Below are 20056 nucleotides of genomic sequence, written 5' to 3'. Positions count from 1 at the left end.
ATCCAGGCGGGGAGCGGGGTTCTGGGAGGCCGGTAGCGAGGATACTGACCCGACGGCCGGACGACCAGAGTGCAGTCCAGACTGGCAGGAGGGGTTCTGTCAGTGCTCGGGATGCGTGGGAGCGTCGAACCCACCGCGAATCAGCGGTTTGGCCACGTGCCGTCGGGCAACCGGCGGCACCTCGTACCAGCCCAGGTCCAGGTCGCGGTCGATCGGTCGCTCGACCGGGCCGGGTGCATCCGTGCCACAGTCTCGGCACCGATAGCCCTGGTTCGCACCGGCGCTCTCCATCGTCCGCTCGCAGTCGGGACAGACGGGCGTCGCCGTCTCCGTCTCGACGAGGTCGCGAACCGCGAACTTCTCCAGTTTGAGCGTTCCGTCGCTCACCTCGCCACAGACCGTGAGTTCGTCACCGGGCCGCAGGTTGCGGACGTGCTCCCGGAATCGCTTGGTCGGTTCGAACGCGACGCAGGGCAGTTCGATGCCCTCGTCGGGTGTCGGCGATCCGTTCCTACTGGTTCGGACGCTCACGAACACGTGGCCGCCCTCACGAGTCTCTGGCGACGACGTCACGGTTGCAGGCACGCGATAGGCCCGATCGTCTTCGAGCGTTCCGTCTGGATCGTTCTGCAAGTGTGCGTCGGTTCCCTGGTTCGTGACGAACGTGACCGCTCGATCGATCGGTTCACTGTCGATGGATTTGGCGACGGCCTCGACGGCGGCCGGATCGTCGCCCCGAATTCCAAACAGCACGGGACAGGGCGTTCGGGGGACGCAAACGGCCGTGTTCGTGCCCCGATCGACCGTGTCCCAGACGTCGGTACGGCCGCTCGCCGCGGCCTCGAAGACCGATTCCCGGTCCACCTCGCGTTCGGACCCCCAGCGAGCGGATTCCCGGTACGCGATTCGTTCGTAGGTCCAGTCCTCGTTCGCACGCCAGGCGCCGACGGCAGCGAGGGCACCGATTCGTCCACGACCATCGCCCCAGCCCGCGTGGCGATACTCGAACCGATCGGCGAGAGCGACGGCGTCCTCGATCGCGTGGTGGCCCTGGACGGCGGTCTCTGCGAACGCGGCGACCTCGTCTGGTACGGCCTCCGGGGAAGTGTCTGCGACGATCAGTCCGGGATTGGCGTCGGTATCTGCCGTCGCGGCGAGTTCGGAAATCGTCTCCCTCGCGACGTCGAAACAGCGCTGTCGGGCAGCCGAATCCGGAGTTTCCTCGGCGCCCCGGACGTGCAGCGCGAGGGCAGCGTTTCCCCGAGTCTTGTGCTCGACCGCGGGGTTACACCGAACCAGAAGATGGCGCTGGACGTCGAAGCCCGCCGCTGCGAGTCGCTCGCCGATCCGGACGGCGACGTACGTCGTGCACATCCCGCGTTCCCGCGAGTCCGTGTCGTCGAGGCCGACGACTGGCATCGATCGGTGGTAGCCGTCGCTGGGCATAAGCCGTTGGGATCGCACCATCCACGAGGACGAGGTCCCAGGGCCGAGCGCAAGTTCAACCAGTATAAAAGCGTTCCCCAGGGACAATCCTGCCATTCGCCCGACGTGGTCCCGTTCCCCTGCCACAACACTCTTAAGCCGCGAATCCCGTATAGTCCCCTATGTCACGGTCCGCACTGGTCGGAAACGTGATCGCGATGCTCGAGGACGCGGGCTTCGCGGTGAGCGACCGGTGTGCGATTCGGCCGCGGAGCTTCGATCTCGCGGCCCGCCGGGGAGAGGAACTGCTGCTCGTGAAGGTGCTCCGGAACGTCGATGCTTTCGACGCCGCGACCGGCGAAGAGATGCGCCGGATCGGCTCGTGGCTCGACGCGACCTCGCTCGTCATCGGCCTCCGAACGCGCGACGAGCCGCTCAAACCCGAGGTCGTCTACCTTCGCCACGGCGTCCCGGTACTCTCGCCCGACACCGCTCTCGACCTGTTCGTCGAGGGCGTGCCGCCGCTGATCTACGCCGCACCCGGTGGTCTCTACGTTAGCATCGACAGCGACGTGCTGGCCGACGAGCGCGAAGAGCGCGGCTGGTCGCTCGGTCGCCTCGCGAACGAACTCGGCGTCTCCCGACGCACGGTGTCCAAGTACGAGGACGGAATGGACGCGTCCATCGAGGTCGCGGCCCAGCTCGAGGAGCTCTTCGGCGGCGGGCTCACCAGCGCCGTCGACGTCATGGGCGGTGCCGAGCAGATCCGCGACGCCGAGCCCACGCCAGACGCCCCCGATGCAGATCCCGACGACCAGCCGATGGTCGCCGTCATGCACCGCACGGGGTACCGCGTCCACCCGACGATTCGCGCACCGTTCAAGGCCGTGAACGAGGACGACGACGGTGAGACCGAAATCATCCTCACTGGCCACTCCGAGTTCACGCAATCCGCAGAGAAGCGCGCCCGTATTATGGCCTCCGTCGGCGAGGTCGCGGAGACGCAGTCGGTCTACTTCGTCGACTCGACGAAGCGCGAGTCCGTCGGCGCGACCGCGCTCATCGAGCGCGAGGAAGCCGAGGACATCGAGGACGCCGACCGGCTTCGGGACCTGATTCGCGAGCGGTCGGACGCGGAGGCGGCCTGATCTTCGTCCCGGCGGTCAGATATCGGCTCGATAGTATTGCGAATCGGCTCGACGGCATAGCAATTCGGCTCGACAGGCTAGCGAGCAGCGGCGAGCGTCTCAGGCCGCCTCGCCGTAGGTCTTCTCCAGATAGGCTACGATGTCGTCGCTCTCGGGCATTCCCTCGACGCCGTGCTCGGGGTCGACGAGCACCGGGACGCCCGTCTGACCACTGATCTCCTGGACCTCCGTTCGCTGGCCGTGCGATCGAGGCACCTGTCGCGACTCGTAGTCCAGCCCGAGTTCGTCGAGTTTGGTCGTGACTTTCGCACAAAACGGGCAGCCCTCCAGTTCGTAGAGGACGAGTCCTGAGTCTGCCATCGCTGGCGAGTTGGGCGAGGGAACTCTTCAGGCCGGCGGTCGCGGGTACCAGCGACGCACGAGCGGCGAACTCACCAGCTTTCTACGAGCGGTCGGTTTCGCGATCCGACGTCTCAGGGTTCCTCCAGGTCGACGGAAGGCATGTCGAAGAAAGCAGTCTCGTAACCGTCGTGGCGGGCGAGCTGTGGCGGAGTTGCGACCTCGATCGTCGGCGCACTCTGCAGGGAGTCCGAGAGCACGACGCCGTAGTGGTGACCGAGCCCATCGTCGATGGTCTCGACGAGGTCGACGCTGGAACCATCGATCCGTGCGGCGAGCGAGCTACTCGCGAGCGCGATGCGGTTGTATGGCGTCCGCATCGAGACGGCGAGGTACTCCCCAGTTCCTTCGATTCCGGCCGGCGGCTCGTCGAGCAACCGGCCGACGATCGACGCGTCGGCGGACGACCCGGTCCCAAGGGGCGTCCCGGGAAGGTCACTGGCGGGCGGGACCTGGCCCGGCGGCGGTCCCATTCCGGTCATGGGCTCGGTTGCGGCTCTCGTGCCGCGCCGGTCCGCTGGGATCTCGTCGATGGACAGGTCGAGCACGTCGCTGCTGTCGAAGTCGATCTGGAAGGACGCGGATTCGGCCTGCTGATAGCGTCCCGCGAAGGCTCCAGCGGTTCGAACGCCGATCGGATCGAAATCGACGCGCACCTCGTACTCGCCCTCGCCCGGGAGCGAGACGTTGTTCCCGAAGTGATAGCCCATCCGCTGAGCGAGCATCGACCAGAGCTGGTAGCTCTCGACGGGGTCGCCGTCCGAGAGGAGCGTCCCAGCGGGCTGGCGCGGCAGAACGACGCCGGTAACGGGATCCCAGACGGAGACCATCAGGTGCATCGAGTCACTCTCAGCAACTTCCACGCGAGTCTTCGTCGAACCCGTGACCGTCCAGAAGCGGTGTGGGAAGGTGAAGTGGAGCGAACACCGCGAACCGTCGGCGAGGTCCCGCGTTCCGTAGCTGGCCATCTCCTCGACGGAGGCCGGGAGGTAGACGGCGTCGGGACGGTCCTCGACGAGCGGCGCGCCGCTCCAGACCGACTCCGTCTCGAAGTATCCGAAGCAGCCGGCGACGGCTGCGCTCAGGCCGGCGCCCACACCGCGGAGCACGCTCCGACGATTCATCGTCGTCGCTAGCCACCGGAGCGTGATTAGGGATTGCGTTTTCTGGATCCCCGCTCCCCTCATGTTACGGCGGTCGAAGCGGTCGAGGTCCGCTGCCGAATCACGAAACTCAGACCGGCGAAATCGTCGGGAGCGAGATGATCCAGAGACTCGCGATGGTGAACGCGACCATGACGAGGATGAACGGGTACTGGCTCCGGATCGCCTGCACGCGACCGGGGAACGTGTCGATCGCCGTGCCGTGAGCGAGCCAGACGGCGAGGACGTGCCCGACCAGGATGGCCAGGGCTTCGACGTGGCCGAACCACGACGGCAGGACGATCTGGGACGGATTCAGCGTCGAGAACGGTGCCTGCGCGACGGTGGTGAGCGTCGGGAAGAGGGAGAGCAAGAAGCCGCCGTAGTGTGCGAAGTGATACCCAGCGGCGATCGCGAGCAACGGTCCGGCGAAGCGGTAGCCGAGGTATCGGGTCGAGAGGAAGGTCTGGGCGCGCTCGCGCGAGTCACGGGCCGCGAGCAGGTACGCGCCGAAGAACAGCCCGAAGAGGCCTGGAAGGAAAAGTGCGTAGACGATCGCAGAGGGGATCCCGGCGTCGACGATCGACTGGACGACGTCGGAACCAGGTTCGGTCGCGATGACGCCGCTGAAGGTCAGTTCCGCGACGAGGAGGATCGCGAAGCCGACGCCGGAACGGTCCTCGAAGACGTCACCGTCGCGAAGGCGGGCACCGTACGGACGGAGCGCGACGCCGTCGGCCGTTCGCTGGAGCGGTGCGACGGCACCGTAGTATCGGTACCAGACGGAAATCGGGTCAGCGTGGCGGAACCAGTCGGTCTCTCCGAACGCGACAGCACCGGCGAGCGTGAACGCCGTGTATCCGAGCACGAGCGACGCGAGGAGTGCCGGTTCGCTCGTCACGGGAAGCACGACCTCGAGCCAGATGAGGACGAGCAGGACGCCGACGGCTGGCCAGGTACCGAAGCGCTCCGGGTACTCGCGATACCCGGTCGGCAGGACGCTCGCGATGTGTCGCCACGGGTCGATCGCGGGCCACGGGTTCCCGACGAGATACGCGACGATCGTCAGCCCAGCGCGACCGCCCACGAAGACGAGGAGCACCCCGGCGTTGACCTGGCCGATCTGTGGGCCCTGGAAACCGACGACGACGATGCCGATCAGGGCCAGCACGCCGATCACACCTCCCGCAAGGGAGACGAGGGCACCGAGTCCGTTCGGAACGCCGAACTCCACGCGCTTGCCGTGGAGCGAGTCCAGGAGTTCGCGATCCGTGACGAGCATCGACATGAGGCCCGACGCACCAATCACGCCACCGCCGGTGATCGCGTAGAGCCACGTCGGCACGGACACGTCGCCGCGACTCCCGAGCCCCGCGGAGACGTTGCTTGCCGCGACGACGTCGATCGACGCGAGCAACGCGACCGCCACCCCAGCCGAAAGGAGCGCACGGCGCAGGTGCCGTTTCATCGTCAGTGCGTACCCATGGTGGGCCCTACTACCTGTCGTTCTCCGATCTTTTCGTTCTCTCCCCAACCCCAGTATGATGGGGGCGGGGAGCCTCCACAGCCACGGCGAGGGCGCTGGCGCCACGCGATCTGGCGGCGTCGAAGTAAAGGGTTAAGTGCAGCCGGACGGGACACCTGGGTAGATGACGAGCGTCCGCTTCTATGCCGGGATCTACGTCCTGCTGGTCGCACTCGTGTCGATGAAGATCGTCTTCTTCGAGACGCTTTCCTACGACGTGGCGCTCGCGCTGACGATGCTATCGGCCGTCGCCGAGGCACTCGTGATCGCGGGCTACTACCAGCACCTCAGGTTCGAGCCTCGATCCCTGTCCTACCTCATGACGATGGGCGTGGCAGGCGTCCTCCTCGTGACGTTCGCTGCCGCGTTCTCGATCCTCTGATCGGAAGTTCGACTGGATCGACGATCGTTCCTCGCTCCGACCGTTCCTCGCTTCGGACCTTCTCGATAGCCGGTCGGCTGCCCGTTCCTCTCACTCGGCACTGCTCGGACGCTCCTGCACGCACGACAACGTCCGGAGGTCGGCGAACGTACCGGGATCGGATTCACGAGAGGGAAATCGAGCCCCCCGGCGAGCCTGCTCCCTGGAGTAGCTAGGAATCGCGTGCACGAACGACGCCATCGACAGTCCACGGATCGCCCGTGCCGAGTCACAACAGTCACGTCGCCGTTCGACTCGATACACGCGTTCCGAACACGAGGAAATACTCGATTCACGCGTCCCAACTGGCGGTGAATACTTGCTACACGCCTTCCGAACCGGACGCTACTGTTCGAATCGTGTTGATCGCAGACGAGCTGCCGGTACGGACCGCCGGAAAGTATCGTAGCCTCGGTGGATCAGCACGGGTTCCAGCAATCGACTCTCGATGGCTTCCCGTTTCGCGTTTCGTCGACTTCGAGTAGTCGTGGCTCAGTGAACTCCGAACCGAACGACGGTAAGGAATGGCGTCGACGAGAAGCTGCGATCAGGCGCCGGTGATGAGGTTCATCGCGACGACCGCGACGAGGATGACGGCGATCACGAGTGCAGTGACGAACGTCGCACCGGCGCTACCGATGCCAGCGTTCTCCCCCAGTGAGTAGCTCCCGAGCAGGACGCCGATTCCCAGAGCGACCACGGAGAGCAGCATGTACGGATCTTCGAACCCGTTGCCGTTGACGTAGAAGATCACGGTGCCGAACGCCCCGATCGTGAGCAACGCGAACGCTGCGAACAGCGCATCGGTGCTCGCCGCCCAGCTCTTGGTCTGCTGTCGTTGCGAGATGAACCCACTCCCGGCTGCCTCCTGCCCGAGCATCGATGGGTGACGGCGTCGCGTCAGCGTCAGCACCGCGAGGATCCCGAGGACGGCAAGTCCAGTCAGGACCGCGCTCGCGGCGAGTGAAGCCTCGACCATGTGCGAGGCGAGTGGACGACCGCTATTAAACCCTGATGGATCGCCGGCGTGCCGTCGGCAGAGGCCCGGACCGTCCCCCAGGGCTGGGGACGACTTCTACCGGACGATCGATCGTGCTCGACCGTGTGGGTTCCCACCACTGGACCGACAGAATGTTCCCGCTTCGGTGCCTCCCTCTGAACAATGGAAGCGCAGGAATCGCAGCCCCTCGACGTCGCCGCGATTCGGGAAGATTTCCCGATCCTCGAGCGACGCGTCGGCAGCGAGGTCACGCCCGGCACGATCGGCAAGGACGATCCCGACGGCCAGCAGATCGTCTACCTCGACAACGCGGCGACGACCCAGAAACCCCAGTCGGTCGTCGACGCCATCAGCGAGTACTACACGCGGTACAACGCAAACGTCCACCGGGGCCTCCACCACCTGAGTCAGGAAGCCTCGATCGCGTACGAACTCGCCCACGACCGCGTCGCGGAGTTCATTGGCGCCTCCGGCGAGCGAGAAGAGATCGTCTTCACGAGCAACACTACGGAGGCGGAGAACCTCGTCGCGTACGCCTGGGGACTCGACGAACTGGGGCCGGGTGACGAGATCGTGCTCTCGGAGATGGAGCACCACTCCTCGCTGGTCACCTGGCAGCAGATCGCGAAGAAGACCGGCGCGACCGTCCGGTACATTCGCGTCGGCGGCGACGGCCGGCTCGACATGGAGCACGCGAAGGAACTCATCGGCCCCGACACCGCGATGGTCTCGATCGTCCACGTCTCGAACACGCTCGGGACGATCAACCCAGTCTCGACGCTCGCGGACCTGGCCCACGAGCAGGACGCGCTGATCTTCGTGGACGGCGCTCAGGCGGTGCCGACGCGCCCGGTCGACGTGGAGGCCATCGACGCCGACTTCTACGCCTTCTCCGGGCACAAACTCCTGGGCCCGACCGGGATCGGCGTCCTCTACGGCAAGAAGCACCTCCTCGAGGAGATGGATCCGTTCCTGTTCGGTGGCGAGATGATCACGAAGGTCACGTTCGAGGACGCGACCTGGAACGACCTCCCGTGGAAGTTCGAGGCGGGGACGCCCCGGATCGCCCAGGGCATCGGCCTCGACGCAGCGATCGACTACCTCGACGACCTGGGGATGGAGAACGTACGCGAGCACGAGGAGTTGATCGCCGAGTACGCCTACGATCGCCTCGACGAGTTCGACGACGTTACGCTGTTCGGACCGGATCCAGGCCCCGACCGGGCGGGCCTCGTCGCCTTCGCGCTCGACGACGTCCACGCCCACGACGTCGCCTCGATCATGAACGACCACGCTGTGGCGATCCGTGCCGGCCACCACTGCACGCAGCCGCTCCACCAGAAGCTCGGCGTTCCGGCGACCGCCCGGGCGTCGTTCTACGTCTACAACACCCGCGAGGAGGTCGACGCGCTCGTCGACGCCATCGACGACGCTCGTCAGCTATTCGCCTGATTCCGTCCGCAGACCCTTTTTGACCCCGATTCGACCGCCCGAACCGTCAGCCGGGCACCGTGTGTACCTCGCTCGACAGGAACCACGCGACGACCTGGCGCTCCGCCCGCCGGAGTACGCCGCTGGCAGTCGAGGGATCGACGTCGAGGGTCGCCGCGAGGTCGGTCAGCGTCTGTTCCCGGGGAACGTCGTAGTAGCCGTTCTCGAACGCCGCCCGCAGCAGCTCCCGCTGTCGGTCGGTCAGGAGCCGTTCGGAGTCCGGTTCGGCGACGAGCGATCGTAGTTCGTACGAGACGGGAGCCGCCGTCAGCGTTCGATCGAGTTCGTCGATCCGGTCGCGCGACGCCGTGATCGAGCACTCGAGCCAGCCGTCTTCGACGACGAGGGGGAACTCCGGGGGCACCGAGATGCTGCGAAGAAAGTCGTAGAGCGTCAGATCCCCCGTCCGGTACCGGGAGAGCACGCGCTCGTCGCTGGCGTACAACGTCTCGTACTCGCCGATCGCAACGTGATCGCCGACGGCGGCAGCGGCTTCGACTGCGAGTTCGCCGTTGACCTCCCCGAGTTCGACCGCCTCGCCGCCGTCGACCTCGACGCCGGCCAGGAGTCGAAATCGAACATTGGGATAGCGCGTCGATAGCTCCTCCATCCAGGTCCCCGGTGGAATCTCGACGCGGATCTGGGCAGTCACCACGGATCGAGGGCACCTCGCGTTCGCGCTCGGGCAGACGCCAACATGTTGGGATAATCGTTACGTCGGTCCCACGATCACGTAAAGTCGATGCCCATGGACGCGGCGAGCGACCACAGATCGAATCGGCGGAGAGTGACCTGGTGGACCGAACGCGCGGTTCAAACGTCGACGGTGGGAACCGACGAGCGATGAGCGGAGCGACCGCACCCGTCATCGAGGTCGAGGACCTGCAGAAACGCTACGGGGACCTCACGGCCGTCGACGACGTGAGCTTCGCGATCCAGGCCGACGAAGTGTTCGCACTGGTGGGGCCGAACGGCGCCGGCAAGACGACGATCGTGGAGATCCTCGAGTGTCTCCGGACGCCCACCGCCGGCACCGCGACCGTTCTCGGACACGACGTGCGCAGCGACACGCAGGCGATCAAGGACGCGATCGGCGTCGTCCCGCAGTCCTTCCACACGTTCGATCGCCTCTCCGTCCGAGAGAACGTCGCGCTGACGCGACGCATGTACGACGACGGCCGCGACGTCGACGACGTACTCGACGAACTCGACCTGGACGACTACGCCGACACGCGCTTCGAATCGCTCTCCGGTGGGTACCAGCGCCGCACCGGAATCGCGATGGCGCTCGTGAGCGACCCGGAGGTGCTCTTCCTCGACGAACCCACGACGGGACTCGATCCCGCCGCGCGCCGCTCGACGTGGCGACAGATCGAATCCCTTGCAGCGGCCGGGACGACGGTCGTTCTCACGACGCACTACATGGAAGAGGTCGAGGAACTCGCCGATCGCGCGGCGCTGCTACTGGACGGCACCATCGAGGCTGTCGACACCGTCCAGAACCTGATCGCGACCTACGGTGGCGACGTCAAACTGGTCGTCGGCGCCGGCGCCGGCGAGGACGCAGCGATCGAATCGATCCTCGAGTCTACTGCGACCGAAGTCTATCGAAACGAGACCGACGACTTCGTCGCGCTCTACGAGGATCGCGCGGTCGCCCAGACTGCGTTCGGGGACGTGCTGGACGTCAACGGGGAGCGATCGATCGATCTGACGACGGCGGGCATGGACGACGTGTTCCTGCGGCTGGCCGGAGCGCCGGTCGAGGTCGTCGGTGACGGCACCGCGACCGGAGGTGACGACCGATGAGACGGGTCGGTGCGATCGTCGTCGCCCTCGGGAAGAACTGGCTTCGGAGTCGCGAGGCCGTCTTCTTCTCGCTGGTGTTCCCGATCGTCCTCCTGCTCATCTTCAGTTCCGTCTTCGCTGGCGGCGGGTCGGCGGAGTTCACCGTCTACCTCCAGAACAACGACGTCGAGGACGGCACGGCCACGAACCTCTCCGCGGCGTTCGTGGAGTCGCTCGAGGAATCGGACGCCCTGCGGGTGCGAACCATCGACGCCGACCGCGACCTGGACGAGTGGAGCGAGAGTAGTGACGCCGACGGGCCATCGAGAGTGCTGGTGATACACGACGGCTTCGCTGAGCGGGTCAGAGCCAGTGCCGGCCGGGCACAGGCCGACGTGACGATGGCGACGCTCGAACGCCTTGGACCCGGCCTCCCCGACGGGACCCAGCAGTCGGTCACCGAGGCGCTCCGGAACGGGTCGACGGCGGGCGCCGGAACGCCACCCGCGAACCTGACCCTACTGACCGCGCCCGACGACAACACTGCCGCGGCTATTCGCGGGATCGTCGGGAGTTACGTCGCCGCGTTCAACGAGCGCGCCGTCGGCGTCGAACAATCGCCGACGACGATCCGGTCCGGGGAGATCGGGGACGAGTCGCTCGGGGCGGTCGACTACTTCCTCCCGGCGCTGATCGCCGCCGTCATGCTGATCAATGGCGTCATCACGCTGACGGGATCGGTCGCCCGGTACAACACCGACGGAACCCTGAAACGACTGGCCTCGACGCCGCTCCGTCGGTGGGAGTGGATCGTCGGCCACCTCCTGCTCCAGGCGTTGCTGGCGATCGTCATTACGGCATTGATGGTCGGGGTCGCGCACCTGGTCTTCGACGTGACGGTGATCCCCGGCGTGGCGTCCATGGCGCTGATCCTGCTGGCCGCTATGGCCTTCTCGGCGATCGGGCTCACGCTCGGCGGGCTGGTGAGCGACCAGGACGCGGCGACGAGTCTGGGGAACGCGATCGCCTTCCCGGTACTCTTCCTCTCCGGCGTCTTCTGGGACGTCGAATTGATGCCTGAGTACCTCCAGCAGGTTGCGGAGCTACTGCCGCTGTATCACCTCCACCGTGCGCTTCGACAGCTGATGGTCGTCGGCGCAACGGAGGGCGTCCCGCTGGCCGTCGGCAGCCTCGGCCTCCTGACCGTCGTCTTCCTGGGGGCCGCGATCCGGATCACGCGCTGGCGTGACTTCCGGTAATCGGGTCGTACTTTTCTGCAGATCGACCGTTGGAACGCTTCGAGCGCTTCTCTCAATGAGCGAGCCCGATCCACGCGAGCGAGGCGTACCCTGGAACACGCGAACTGTTCGGGCAGTGCTCGCGAGCACCGCGCTCGCTCCGCTCGGGGTGCCGTTGATCGCGCCTGGCATCGCACCGATCCGAGACGAGTTCGCGATCAGTAACGCTCGTGCGAGCCTGCTGATCAGCGCCTACTTCGTCGTCGGGATCGTGCTCTCGCCGTTCATCGGTCTGCTCATCGATCGGATCGGTCGCCGGCGGATGCTCGCGGCAGGCCTCACCACGTTCGGCGCGTTCGGAACTGCGATGGCGTTCGCACCGTCCTTCGACGTCGTGCTCGCGTTGCGCGTCCTCCAGGGAACTGGCGCGGCGACGATCTTCATCTCGACGGTCACGATCATCACAGACACGTTCGAAGATGCCCAGCGGAACACAGTGCTGGGCGTCAACGTCGCCGTGCTCTCCGCCGCTGCTGCGATCTTTCCGGTGATCGGTGGACTGCTGGTCGAACTGGCCTGGAACGCCCCATTCCTGGCCTACGCCGCGGCGTTTCCAGTTGCAGCGTTCGTCCTGATCGGCGTCGACGAACCGGTCCGATCGGCCCCGGACCGGGGACTCGAGTACGTACGATCCGCGATCGACGTCGTCGTAGAGCCAGTCGTGCTTTCCCTGTTCGGGGCGACGATCCTCACCGAGTTTCTCGCCTTCGGCGTCGTGTTCACGACGGTGCCCATCGTCCTCGCTCGCTCGATCTCTCCGGTCTGGATCGGCGTGACGCTCTTCGGCGCGGAAACGGTCGCGACGCTCGTCGCCGCTGGGAGCGGTCGTCTCGCGCGCGGCCTCGCGAACCTGCACATCATCGCTCTCGGCTTCGCGTGCTACGCGCTCGGATTCTTCGGGATCTGGGCCGCACCGGCGCCGCTCTTCGTCGCCATGGCCCTCCTCGTCGTCGGCGCTGGACTCGGCCTACTGCTGCCGACCGTCGACGCGGCGATCGGTGCCAGAATCGACAGCGCGCATCGTGCTGGGGCGTTCAGCGTCCGCAACAGTGCGACCTTCTTCGGACGAGCCGCCGGGCCGATCACGTTCGTGGGACTGGCGGAGACGGATCTCGTCGGATTCGATCCGTTGCTCCTTGCAGCGGGAATCGTCGCGCTCGCCGCTGCAGTCCTGGCCTGGAGGGCGGCTGAATGACGGACAGCCTTCGGCACCGGCTCACGACGTGGACGGCGCCAATCCTCCCGAACGGGTGACAATCGTCCCGAACGGTTGGCTTTTTCATCGACTGCGCCGATTCCAGTCACGTGGCGAGCGGACGAATATTCGCAGCGTCGACCGTCCTTCTCGGCGGGGCTGCACTCGGACACGCCCTCTTCACCTGGCCCTGGGAAGTTACGGCGGCGCTCTTCCTCGGCGGTGCCCTAATCGCGTTCGTCGCCGAGGCCCTCGTCGTCTCCCTCGGCTGGTTAGACCACCACGTTTGGCCACAGTTTGCGGGAGTGCCGCTCTACGTTCTGGCCGGTTGGACGGCGGTGATTTACGTCGCGCTCAGGATTGCGCTCCTCGCGACGAGTGGAGTCGGTGCCATCGTGCTCACAGCCGCAATCGCGACGAGCTACGACGTGCTAACAGACAACGTCGGCGTCGAGAACGGCCACTGGACGTACACAGACGACGTCCCCGGCCCCCGACACGGCGAAGTGCCGTGGTGGAACTACGTGGGCTGGTTCGCGATCAGCGGCGTTACGGCGGCGCTCGCCGTGTCATTCCTCTGAGGGCAGGTGGTGGCGAGAGCTGGAGCTTGCATGACCCGATGCACCCGTGCCGAGCGAGCGGAGTCCTCGTGAGCGAAGCGAACGAGGGCTCGAGAGAGGAGCAGTGCGAGTCTCTCGGTGCAGGCGAGGCGCGGTCTTTTTTGGTCCAGATTTTTCGAGGAGCGGTGCCCGCAGGCCGCTCTCCGAGCGGCCGAGGACACCCGACGAGAAAAAAGGTGGTTTAGAGCCCCTTGCCCAGCAGTTCTCGGGCGATGATGTTCTTCTGGATCTCGGTCGTGCCCTCGTAGATCTGGGTGATCTTCGCATCGCGGTAGAGTCGCTCGACGTCGAAGTCGTTGACGTAGCCGGCGCCACCGTGGATCTGGACGGCCTCGTCGGCGACTTCGACTGCGGTTGCGGAGGCGAACTCTTTCGCCATGGAGGCGAGCGCGGTCAGCTGCTGGCCCTCGTTCTCGACACTCCAGGCAGACTTGTAGGTGAGCTGACGGGCGGCTTCAGTCCGGGTGTGCATCTCGGAGAGCTTGTGCTGGATCGCCTGGAACTCGCTGATGGGACGGTCGAACTGCTCGCGCTCCTGAGCGTACTCCAGGGCACGCTCGCAGGCACCTTTGGCGATGCCGACACCCTGAGCGGCGACCATCGTCCGCGTCTCGTCGAAGAACTGCATCAGCTGGAGGAAGCCAGCACCCTCGGTGCCGATGAGATTCTCCTCGGGGACCCGCACGTCGTCGAAGATGAGTTCGGCCGTGTCGGAGGCCCGGATGCCCAGTTTGCCGGTGATCTTCTCCGCGGTGAACCCGTCGCGGTCCGACTCGACGACGATCTGGGAGAAGCCGGAGTAGCGATCGTCCGTCTCGTCGGTCTTGCACATCACGACGAAGTAATCGCCAACGCTCCCGTTGGTGATCCACATCTTGTTGCCGTTGATCACCCACTCGTCGCCGTCCTTCTCGGCGGTCGTCGAAACGGACGAGACGTCGGAGCCGACGTCGGGCTCGCTGATCGCGGCGCCCATGACCGCGTCGCCCGCTGCGATCGGTTCGAGGTAGCGCTCTTTCTGGTCTTCCGTCCCGTTCGCCATGATCGAGTCGGCACCGAATGCGGCGCTCGTGATCGACAGGCCGGTGCCGGGGTCGACCGCGAATAGCTCCTCGGTGATGAGGGCCATCTCGAAGGGTGTGTAGCCTGCACCACCGTATTCGACGGGGATATGGGCGCCCGTGAGGCCCATCTTCGCGGCCTCGTCCATCACGTCGTGGGGGTACTTCTCGGCCTCGTCGAGTTCGGTCGCGACAGGTTCGATCTCGTTCTCTGCGAACTTGCGAACCTCGTCGCGGATCGCCTTCTGCTCCTCAGACAGTGCGAAGTCCATGGTCGTTCATGGGGCTGGATACCCAAGACGTTTTTACTCGGTAATGAACTCCTCAAGAGTTTTGAAACTTGGACAGGGGCAACGTTGAAGCGACCGGGTGCAGAACGATTGGATATGGAGTTCGAGGAAATCAACAGTATCGCCGTTCTCGGAGCAGGGAACATGGGCCACGGCATCGCCGAGGTCGCCGCGATGGCTGGCTACGAGGTCACCATGCGTGACATCGAGGAGGACCTCGTCCAGGACGGCTACGACAGCATCGAGTGGTCGCTGAACAAGCTCGCCGAGAAGGACCAGCTCACACAGGAAGAGGCCGACGCCGCCCTCGACCGCGTGACGCCGGTCGTCGACCTCGGTGAGGCCGTCGGCGACGTGGACGTCGTCATCGAGGCGGTGCCCGAGGTCATGGACATCAAGAAGGAGGTCTACGACGAGGTCGAGGCGCACGCGCCCGCCGACGCCATCTTCGCGACGAATACCTCATCGCTGTCGATCACGGAGCTTTCAGAAGTAACCGACCGCCCCGAGCAGTTCTGCGGGATGCACTTCTTCAATCCGCCGGTGCGGATGCAGCTCGTCGAGGTCATCTCCGGCGCGCACACGAGCGGCGAGACGCTCGATACGATCGAGGAACTCGCCGAAGACTTCGGCAAGACGCCGGTCCGCGTCCGCAAGGACTCGCCAGGGTTCATCGTCAACCGGATCGCCGTGCCGCAGATGAACGAGGCGGCCTGGCTCGTCCACGAGGGCGAGGCGACCATCGCCGAGGTCGACTCGACGACGAAGCACGACGTCGGGCTTCCGATGGGTGCGTTCGAACTATCGGACATGGTCGGGCTCGACGTGTCCTTCGACGTCCTCGAGTACGTCAACGGGGAGCTCGGGAAAGCGTACGAACCGTGCCCGATCCTCGAGGAGAAGGTCGAGGCGGGCGAACTCGGCCAGAAGACCGGGAAGGGGTTCTACGACTACGAGGACGGGGACGGCGTGCAGATCCCCCGCGACGAGGGCCGCGAGGACCTCGAAGCAATCCTCCTCGCCGTGGCCGCCAACGAGGCCGCGAAGCTGGTCGGCGAGGACGTCGCCGACCCCGCCGAAATCGACGAGGCCGTGATGCTCGGGCTCGGGTGGCCGAACGGGCCCGCGAAGCTCGCAGACGAGTACGGTGTCGACGAACTGGTCGATGCACTCGACGAGTGGCACGATCGCTACGACCACCCGCGATACGAGGCAGCAGATCCACTCCGTGAGATCGCCGAAGACGGTGGGTTCTACGGCGGGGACGACAGTAACGACGACGCGATGGAGTACGAGACGATCGCCGTGTCGGTCGAGGACGCCGTTGGCCACATCGAGATCGACCGTCCGCACCGCATGAACACGATCACCGTCGACATGCTCGACGAGATCGACGCGGCGATGAGCGAGCTGGAGACCCACGAAGACGTGCGAGCAGTACTCATCACCGGTGCCGGTGACCGCGCGTTCTCCGCCGGATTCGACGCCTCGACCGCTGCAGCAGGCAGTGGAATCCAGGCCCAGGAAATGTCCAGAAAGGGCCAGCAGGCCTTCGGCCGCTTCGAGGAGTCGCCGATGCCCGTCCTCGCCGCGATCGACGGCTACTGTCTCGGCGGCGGCATGGAACTCGCGACCGGTGCGGACCTGCGAATCGCCAGCGAGGGCGCACAGTTCGGCCAGCCAGAGCATAACCTCGGCCTGCTTCCTGGCTGGGGCGGCACGCAACGGCTTCGCGAGATCGTCGGCGAGGGGCGTGCGAAGGAGATCATCTTCACCGCCAGGGACGATTACTCGCCGGATACGATGTACGACTACGACTTCGTCAACGAGGTCGTCGCACCCGACGAGTTCGAGGACCGGGCGTGGGAGCTCGCCCGCGATCTCGCGAGCGGCCCGCCGATCGCCCAGAAGTTCACGAAGTTCGCGATGCACGCTGGCCGAGACGACACCGACGCCGGCCTCGAGGTCGAGAACTTCGCCTTCGGCCACCTCTTCACGACCGACGACATGTGGGAGGGCCTCGCGGCGTTCCAGGAGGATCGCGAACCGGAGTTCACTGGCGAATAAGCTGTCGCCCGCTGTACCCGATTTTTACTTACCTATCGCGGGAGCGGAGCGTGGTCGAGTGGCACACGTTCTACGCGAGCACTCGTGGGCGATGTGAGATCTCCGAGCGTCGTCCCCAGAATCGAGCGAGCGCCCCTCGATCGCGCTGAGGTGGAGCGGTGCCTGCTCACCTACGTTTTTGAACGAGCGGCCCCAATACAGCCCAGATGTCGCTCGACGACGTGATCGCGTCGGTCGAACGGAGTGAGCGGACGCTCACCGTGTTCAATCCGAGGGAGGAGGTCCGGGACGGCGACACCGAGGCCGGTGGATCGGGCGCCACCACCCGGGCGGATTCCGGATTCGTCGACGAACTCTCCGAACTCCTCGTGGATCGTAACGTGACGGTCCAGAGCACGACGACGACCTCGGGACGCCCCGTCAATTTCAGCGTCCTCGAGATGGACGGCGTCGTGCTCGCGACGTTCGACGTCGACGAACTCCACGAACGTCTCGCGGAACCGTCGTCGTCGGTGACCGGACTCGGCGTGGGGACCGACGATTCCGCGGACGTGCTGCGGCACCTGCAGGAAGCGACGTTCACGTCCTTCGATCGAGAGCGAATGCTCCAGGCGACCCGCGAAATCGAGGATCGGGCGTTCCGGATCGGAGAGGGTGATCTAAGAGCGGGGTTCCAGACAGTCGATCGGCTGCTGATCGAGCAGGAACGGTACGTCGAGCTCGGGAAGCGCGGCCTCGACGTGACGGTGTACGCGACACCAGACCGGGACGTGGACGGACTATCCCCGGTGACAGTTCGTGCAACGGATTCGGCGGAAATCGCCACCCACTGGTTCGTCGCATTCGACGGCGGCGGTGAACCGAGCCAGGAGTGCGCACTGCTAGCCGAGGAGCGCTCTGACGGATTTTACGGGTTCTGGACGTACGATCCGGACGTCGTGGACTGGATTCTCACCCATCTCGTCGACGCGTATCATTGATCGAACGCGACCGTCCCGGGGTCGCGATAGCCTCGAGATCGATCCACCCGTCAATGGCCGATGTCAGCATCGACGATCAGATCCGTGCCCCGACGCCAGCGTATTTCGTACCGCCCCACGTGATGATCCCGATCCCTACCAACGTGCCTCCGATGGCGCCGATGAACCGCTGCCACCCCGCTTCGTGCGCGAAACTCCCCTCTACAACCCCGGCGTGCGAAACGAGGACCACCGACGTCCCGAGCAGCACGGCGAACAGACCGAGCGTACGTCCCATCGAATGTTCACCCATTCGAGATGGCGGAGTACCATCCCGATACGGCATTAGTTATGAACGACATTAAATTATTATGTGATTATGACACATATATTGTGGTGGTTTTCTGCATCACTAGATTTCCACCACGAGACGAGTCAGCGTGAACGCGGATAGGCCACCGGCTTTATGAGACCGTACGACGAACACTGGGTAGGGACTTCCCGGGATCACATGTCTGAAGACGCACCCGAGATTCTGGTCGTGGACGACGAGGCGCGGCTAGCAGATCTCTTCGCCGCGTGGCTGCAAGCAGACTGGAGCGTGGACACGGCCTACGACGGCGAGGAGGCCCTCGAGAAAATGGGCGACTCCGTCGAGATCGTCCTCCTCGACCGCAGGATGCCGGGCCTCTCCGGCGACGAAGTGCTACAGCGTATTCGCGAGGATGGCTACGATAGCCGGGTGGTGATGGTCACCGCAGTCGATCCCGACTTCGACATCATCGAGATGGGCTTCGACGACTACCTGGTCAAGCCGGTCTCCAAGGACGACCTCGTCGACATCGTCGAGCGGATTCAGACCCGCTCGACCTACGAGGCCGACATTCAGGAGTACTACTCGCTGGTATCGAAGAAGTCGTTGCTCGAATCCGAGAAGTCCGAGCGCGAACTCGAAGACAACGCCGAGTATCAGGAGCTCGTCGAGCGCGTGGAGCAACTCGAGGACAAGGTCGACCACTCGGTCGGCCAGCTCAGCGATCACGACGACTTCGTCGGCGCCTTCCAGGATCTCCCGGGCAGCAACGACGCCTGAGGCTCGCTGCGTCTCGTTTCCCGCTCTCCGACGGTCTTTCAATCATCGGCCAGCCGTAGCCCCGTCCCGGCCCCGCGTGGAATCGTCATCGTCCCGTCCTCGACCGGTGCGGGATCGGGACCGAGATCGTTGGCGAGTCGATCCCCAGTCGCGAGGCCACAGGCGTCGATCGGCGCGAGTGCGCCAGCCACGTGCAGCGCGCCGAGTCTCGCGACGACGCCATCGATCGTCGTCGAGACGACCGGTCGTACGCCCGCTCGACGCCCCCGCCGTGCCAGCCCGATCGTCCTGTCCGGTCCGCCGAGGACCATCGGTTTGCAGACGATGACGTCGGCAGCGTCCACGTCGAGGACCCGATCGTGATTTGCGACCGCGAGCGTCTCGTCCAGCGCGACGTCGACGGACCCACCGCGAAGCTTCGCGTGCCCGATCAGGTCGTCCGCGTTCAGCGGTTGTTCGACGTAGGAGACGGACGCGTCCGCGAAGCGCTCGAAGGCGGCTTCGGCGGTCGCCCGATCCCAGGCCTCGTTCGCGTCGGCGCGCAGCGTCACGTCCGCTCCCACGGCCGATCGCACCGCTTCGAGACGCTCGGCGTCCTCGTCGAGCGATCGGGCACCGACCTTGAGCTTCAGGCAGTCGAAGCCGTCCGCGACCGCATGCTCGGCCGCTTCGACGGTGTCCGAGACGGACGCGTCGCCGATCGTCGCGTTGACCCGCAGGTGGCGGGATCGGGAGCCCCCACCGAGCTCCCGGAGGAGAGGAACGTCGATGCGCCGTGCTCTGAGATCGGCGATCGCGAGTGAGAGCCCGTGACGAGCGGCAGGAGCGTCGGCGAGTTCGTCCAGCGTGGCGTCGGGACCGCGGACCGAGAGGCGGTCCGCTGCCCGTTCGAGCGCATCCTCACAGGCGTCGTAGGATTCGGTCCACCCGGGGAGCGGCGTCGCCTCCCCCAGTCCTCGACGGTCCTCGGTCCGGACGCGAACGAGGAAGCCCCGTCGCGACTCGATCGTGCGATCCGCCGTTCGCAACGGCTCGACGAGGTCCAGTTCGAAGGGCTGTAGATCGAGATCCATCAGTCGCCCTCCACTCCGGATGCGGCCCCAGAATCGCGGCCCGTGCGCGTCGGTATCGGTG

The 20056-nt window shown here is 65.6% G+C and carries 18 protein-coding genes; 10 read left to right on the top strand and 8 right to left on the bottom strand.

All coding sequences use genetic code 11. The annotated features are described in order from the left end of the window. Positions 1-99: 99 nt before the first annotated feature. Entirely contained in the window at positions 100-1419 is a 1320-nt protein-coding gene (locus L593_RS15030; RefSeq protein WP_049894547.1) for a tRNA(Ile)(2)-agmatinylcytidine synthase, read from the bottom strand. A 188-nt stretch (positions 1420-1607) separates the two neighbouring features. On the opposite strand from L593_RS15030, the gene L593_RS15025 reads away from it, so the two are divergent. Continuing rightward, positions 1608-2573, top strand: a complete 966-nt coding sequence (locus L593_RS15025; RefSeq protein ID WP_020447831.1) for a transcriptional regulator — start codon at positions 1608-1610, stop codon at positions 2571-2573. A gap of 99 nt (positions 2574-2672) precedes the next feature. Here L593_RS15025 and L593_RS15020 read toward each other — a convergent pair whose 3' ends face one another. The 3 genes from L593_RS15020 to L593_RS15010 all read right to left on the bottom strand — a co-directional run bounded on the left by L593_RS15020 (position 2673) and on the right by L593_RS15010 (position 5582). After that, positions 2673-2933 (bottom strand): glutathione S-transferase N-terminal domain-containing protein, encoded by a 261-nt coding sequence (locus tag L593_RS15020; protein WP_020447830.1) that lies wholly within the window; start codon positions 2931-2933, stop codon positions 2673-2675. Positions 2934-3046: 113 nt separating this feature from the next. Continuing rightward, the gene (locus L593_RS15015; protein WP_020447829.1) at positions 3047-4096 is read right to left on the bottom strand and encodes a hypothetical protein; all 1050 of its coding nucleotides are present in this window, start codon (positions 4094-4096) and stop codon (positions 3047-3049) included. A gap of 109 nt (positions 4097-4205) precedes the next feature. Further along, positions 4206-5582, bottom strand: a complete 1377-nt coding sequence (locus L593_RS15010; protein ID WP_144060785.1) for a hypothetical protein — start codon at positions 5580-5582, stop codon at positions 4206-4208. 181 nt (positions 5583-5763) lie between these two features. Here L593_RS15010 and L593_RS15005 point away from each other — a divergent pair, with 181 nt between their 5' ends. Beyond that, entirely contained in the window at positions 5764-6021 is a 258-nt protein-coding gene (locus L593_RS15005) for a cytochrome C oxidase subunit IV family protein (protein WP_020447827.1), read from the top strand. Between the two features lie 586 nt (positions 6022-6607). On the opposite strand, the gene L593_RS15000 is transcribed toward L593_RS15005, so the two are convergent. Then, positions 6608-7039, bottom strand: a complete 432-nt coding sequence (locus L593_RS15000) for a hypothetical protein (RefSeq protein ID WP_020447826.1) — start codon at positions 7037-7039, stop codon at positions 6608-6610. Between the two features lie 183 nt (positions 7040-7222). Here L593_RS15000 and L593_RS14995 point away from each other — a divergent pair, with 183 nt between their 5' ends. Next, positions 7223-8512 (top strand): aminotransferase class V-fold PLP-dependent enzyme, encoded by a 1290-nt coding sequence (locus L593_RS14995; RefSeq protein WP_020447825.1) that lies wholly within the window; start codon positions 7223-7225, stop codon positions 8510-8512. Between the two features lie 46 nt (positions 8513-8558). On the opposite strand, the gene L593_RS14990 is transcribed toward L593_RS14995, so the two are convergent. Beyond that, positions 8559-9203: a helix-turn-helix domain-containing protein gene (locus L593_RS14990; RefSeq protein WP_049894211.1), complete on the bottom strand. Its 645-nt coding sequence runs from the start codon at positions 9201-9203 to the stop codon at positions 8559-8561. A gap of 191 nt (positions 9204-9394) precedes the next feature. Between L593_RS14990 and L593_RS14985 the strand changes: the two genes are divergently transcribed. The 4 genes from L593_RS14985 to L593_RS14970 all read left to right on the top strand — a co-directional run bounded on the left by L593_RS14985 (position 9395) and on the right by L593_RS14970 (position 13413). Next, entirely contained in the window at positions 9395-10360 is a 966-nt protein-coding gene (locus L593_RS14985) for an ABC transporter ATP-binding protein (RefSeq protein WP_049894543.1), read from the top strand. Further along, positions 10357-11598, top strand: coding sequence for an ABC transporter permease (locus L593_RS14980; RefSeq protein ID WP_020447822.1), 1242 nt, complete (start codon positions 10357-10359; stop codon positions 11596-11598). Before L593_RS14985 ends, L593_RS14980 begins: the two co-directional genes overlap by 4 nt. A 55-nt stretch (positions 11599-11653) precedes the next feature. After that, a complete protein-coding gene (locus tag L593_RS14975) occupies positions 11654-12832 on the top strand; it encodes an MFS transporter (RefSeq protein WP_020447821.1) in 1179 nt (392 codons plus the stop codon). A 110-nt stretch (positions 12833-12942) separates the two neighbouring features. Next, positions 12943-13413, top strand: a complete 471-nt coding sequence (locus L593_RS14970; protein WP_020447820.1) for a carotenoid biosynthesis protein — start codon at positions 12943-12945, stop codon at positions 13411-13413. A 220-nt stretch (positions 13414-13633) separates the two neighbouring features. Here the strand turns inward: L593_RS14970 and L593_RS14965 are convergent, their stop codons facing one another. Continuing rightward, a complete protein-coding gene (locus L593_RS14965; RefSeq protein WP_020447819.1) occupies positions 13634-14785 on the bottom strand; it encodes an acyl-CoA dehydrogenase family protein in 1152 nt (383 codons plus the stop codon). Between the two features lie 114 nt (positions 14786-14899). Here L593_RS14965 and L593_RS14960 point away from each other — a divergent pair, with 114 nt between their 5' ends. From L593_RS14960 to L593_RS14945, 3 genes are all read left to right on the top strand, one after another. Beyond that, positions 14900-16870, top strand: coding sequence for a 3-hydroxyacyl-CoA dehydrogenase/enoyl-CoA hydratase family protein (locus tag L593_RS14960; RefSeq protein WP_020447818.1), 1971 nt, complete (start codon positions 14900-14902; stop codon positions 16868-16870). A 206-nt stretch (positions 16871-17076) separates the two neighbouring features. After that, entirely contained in the window at positions 17077-17850 is a 774-nt protein-coding gene (locus tag L593_RS14955; protein WP_020447817.1) for a DICT sensory domain-containing protein, read from the top strand. 490 nt (positions 17851-18340) lie between these two features. Continuing rightward, the gene (locus L593_RS14945) at positions 18341-18922 is read left to right on the top strand and encodes a HalX domain-containing protein (RefSeq protein ID WP_020447815.1); all 582 of its coding nucleotides are present in this window, start codon (positions 18341-18343) and stop codon (positions 18920-18922) included. Between the two features lie 38 nt (positions 18923-18960). On the opposite strand, the gene L593_RS14940 is transcribed toward L593_RS14945, so the two are convergent. After that, a complete protein-coding gene (locus tag L593_RS14940) occupies positions 18961-19995 on the bottom strand; it encodes a mandelate racemase/muconate lactonizing enzyme family protein (RefSeq protein ID WP_020447814.1) in 1035 nt (344 codons plus the stop codon). Positions 19996-20056: the final 61 nt, after the last annotated feature.

Origin of the sequence: Salinarchaeum sp. Harcht-Bsk1 (genome assembly GCF_000403645.1) — an archaeon.
In the GTDB taxonomy this organism is placed as follows: domain Archaea; phylum Halobacteriota; class Halobacteria; order Halobacteriales; family Salinarchaeaceae; genus Salinarchaeum.
Note: the sequence above shows the minus strand (reverse complement) of the source record. Positions and strands in the feature narration are given on the sequence as shown.

Bases quoted from the DNA above. Each gene is read 5' to 3' on its own strand.
- L593_RS14975 (WP_020447821.1), top strand. From the start codon at position 11,654: ATGAGCGAGCCCGATCCACGCGAGCGAGGCGTACCCTGGAACACGCGA.
- L593_RS15030 (WP_049894547.1), bottom strand. From the start codon at position 1,419: ATGCCAGTCGTCGGCCTCGACGACACGGACTCGCGGGAACGCGGGATG.
- L593_RS15025 (WP_020447831.1), top strand. From the start codon at position 1,608: ATGTCACGGTCCGCACTGGTCGGAAACGTGATCGCGATGCTCGAGGAC.
- L593_RS14955 (WP_020447817.1), top strand. From the start codon at position 17,077: ATGTCGCTCGACGACGTGATCGCGTCGGTCGAACGGAGTGAGCGGACG.
- L593_RS14960 (WP_020447818.1), top strand. From the start codon at position 14,900: ATGGAGTTCGAGGAAATCAACAGTATCGCCGTTCTCGGAGCAGGGAAC.
- L593_RS14985 (WP_049894543.1), top strand. From the start codon at position 9,395: ATGAGCGGAGCGACCGCACCCGTCATCGAGGTCGAGGACCTGCAGAAA.
- L593_RS14995 (WP_020447825.1), top strand. From the start codon at position 7,223: ATGGAAGCGCAGGAATCGCAGCCCCTCGACGTCGCCGCGATTCGGGAA.
- L593_RS14940 (WP_020447814.1), bottom strand. From the start codon at position 19,995: ATGGATCTCGATCTACAGCCCTTCGAACTGGACCTCGTCGAGCCGTTG.
- L593_RS15005 (WP_020447827.1), top strand. From the start codon at position 5,764: ATGACGAGCGTCCGCTTCTATGCCGGGATCTACGTCCTGCTGGTCGCA.
- L593_RS15000 (WP_020447826.1), bottom strand. From the start codon at position 7,039: ATGGTCGAGGCTTCACTCGCCGCGAGCGCGGTCCTGACTGGACTTGCC.
- L593_RS15010 (WP_144060785.1), bottom strand. From the start codon at position 5,582: ATGAAACGGCACCTGCGCCGTGCGCTCCTTTCGGCTGGGGTGGCGGTC.
- L593_RS14945 (WP_020447815.1), top strand. From the start codon at position 18,341: ATGTCTGAAGACGCACCCGAGATTCTGGTCGTGGACGACGAGGCGCGG.
- L593_RS15020 (WP_020447830.1), bottom strand. From the start codon at position 2,933: ATGGCAGACTCAGGACTCGTCCTCTACGAACTGGAGGGCTGCCCGTTT.
- L593_RS15015 (WP_020447829.1), bottom strand. From the start codon at position 4,096: ATGAATCGTCGGAGCGTGCTCCGCGGTGTGGGCGCCGGCCTGAGCGCA.
- L593_RS14965 (WP_020447819.1), bottom strand. From the start codon at position 14,785: ATGGACTTCGCACTGTCTGAGGAGCAGAAGGCGATCCGCGACGAGGTT.
- L593_RS14980 (WP_020447822.1), top strand. From the start codon at position 10,357: ATGAGACGGGTCGGTGCGATCGTCGTCGCCCTCGGGAAGAACTGGCTT.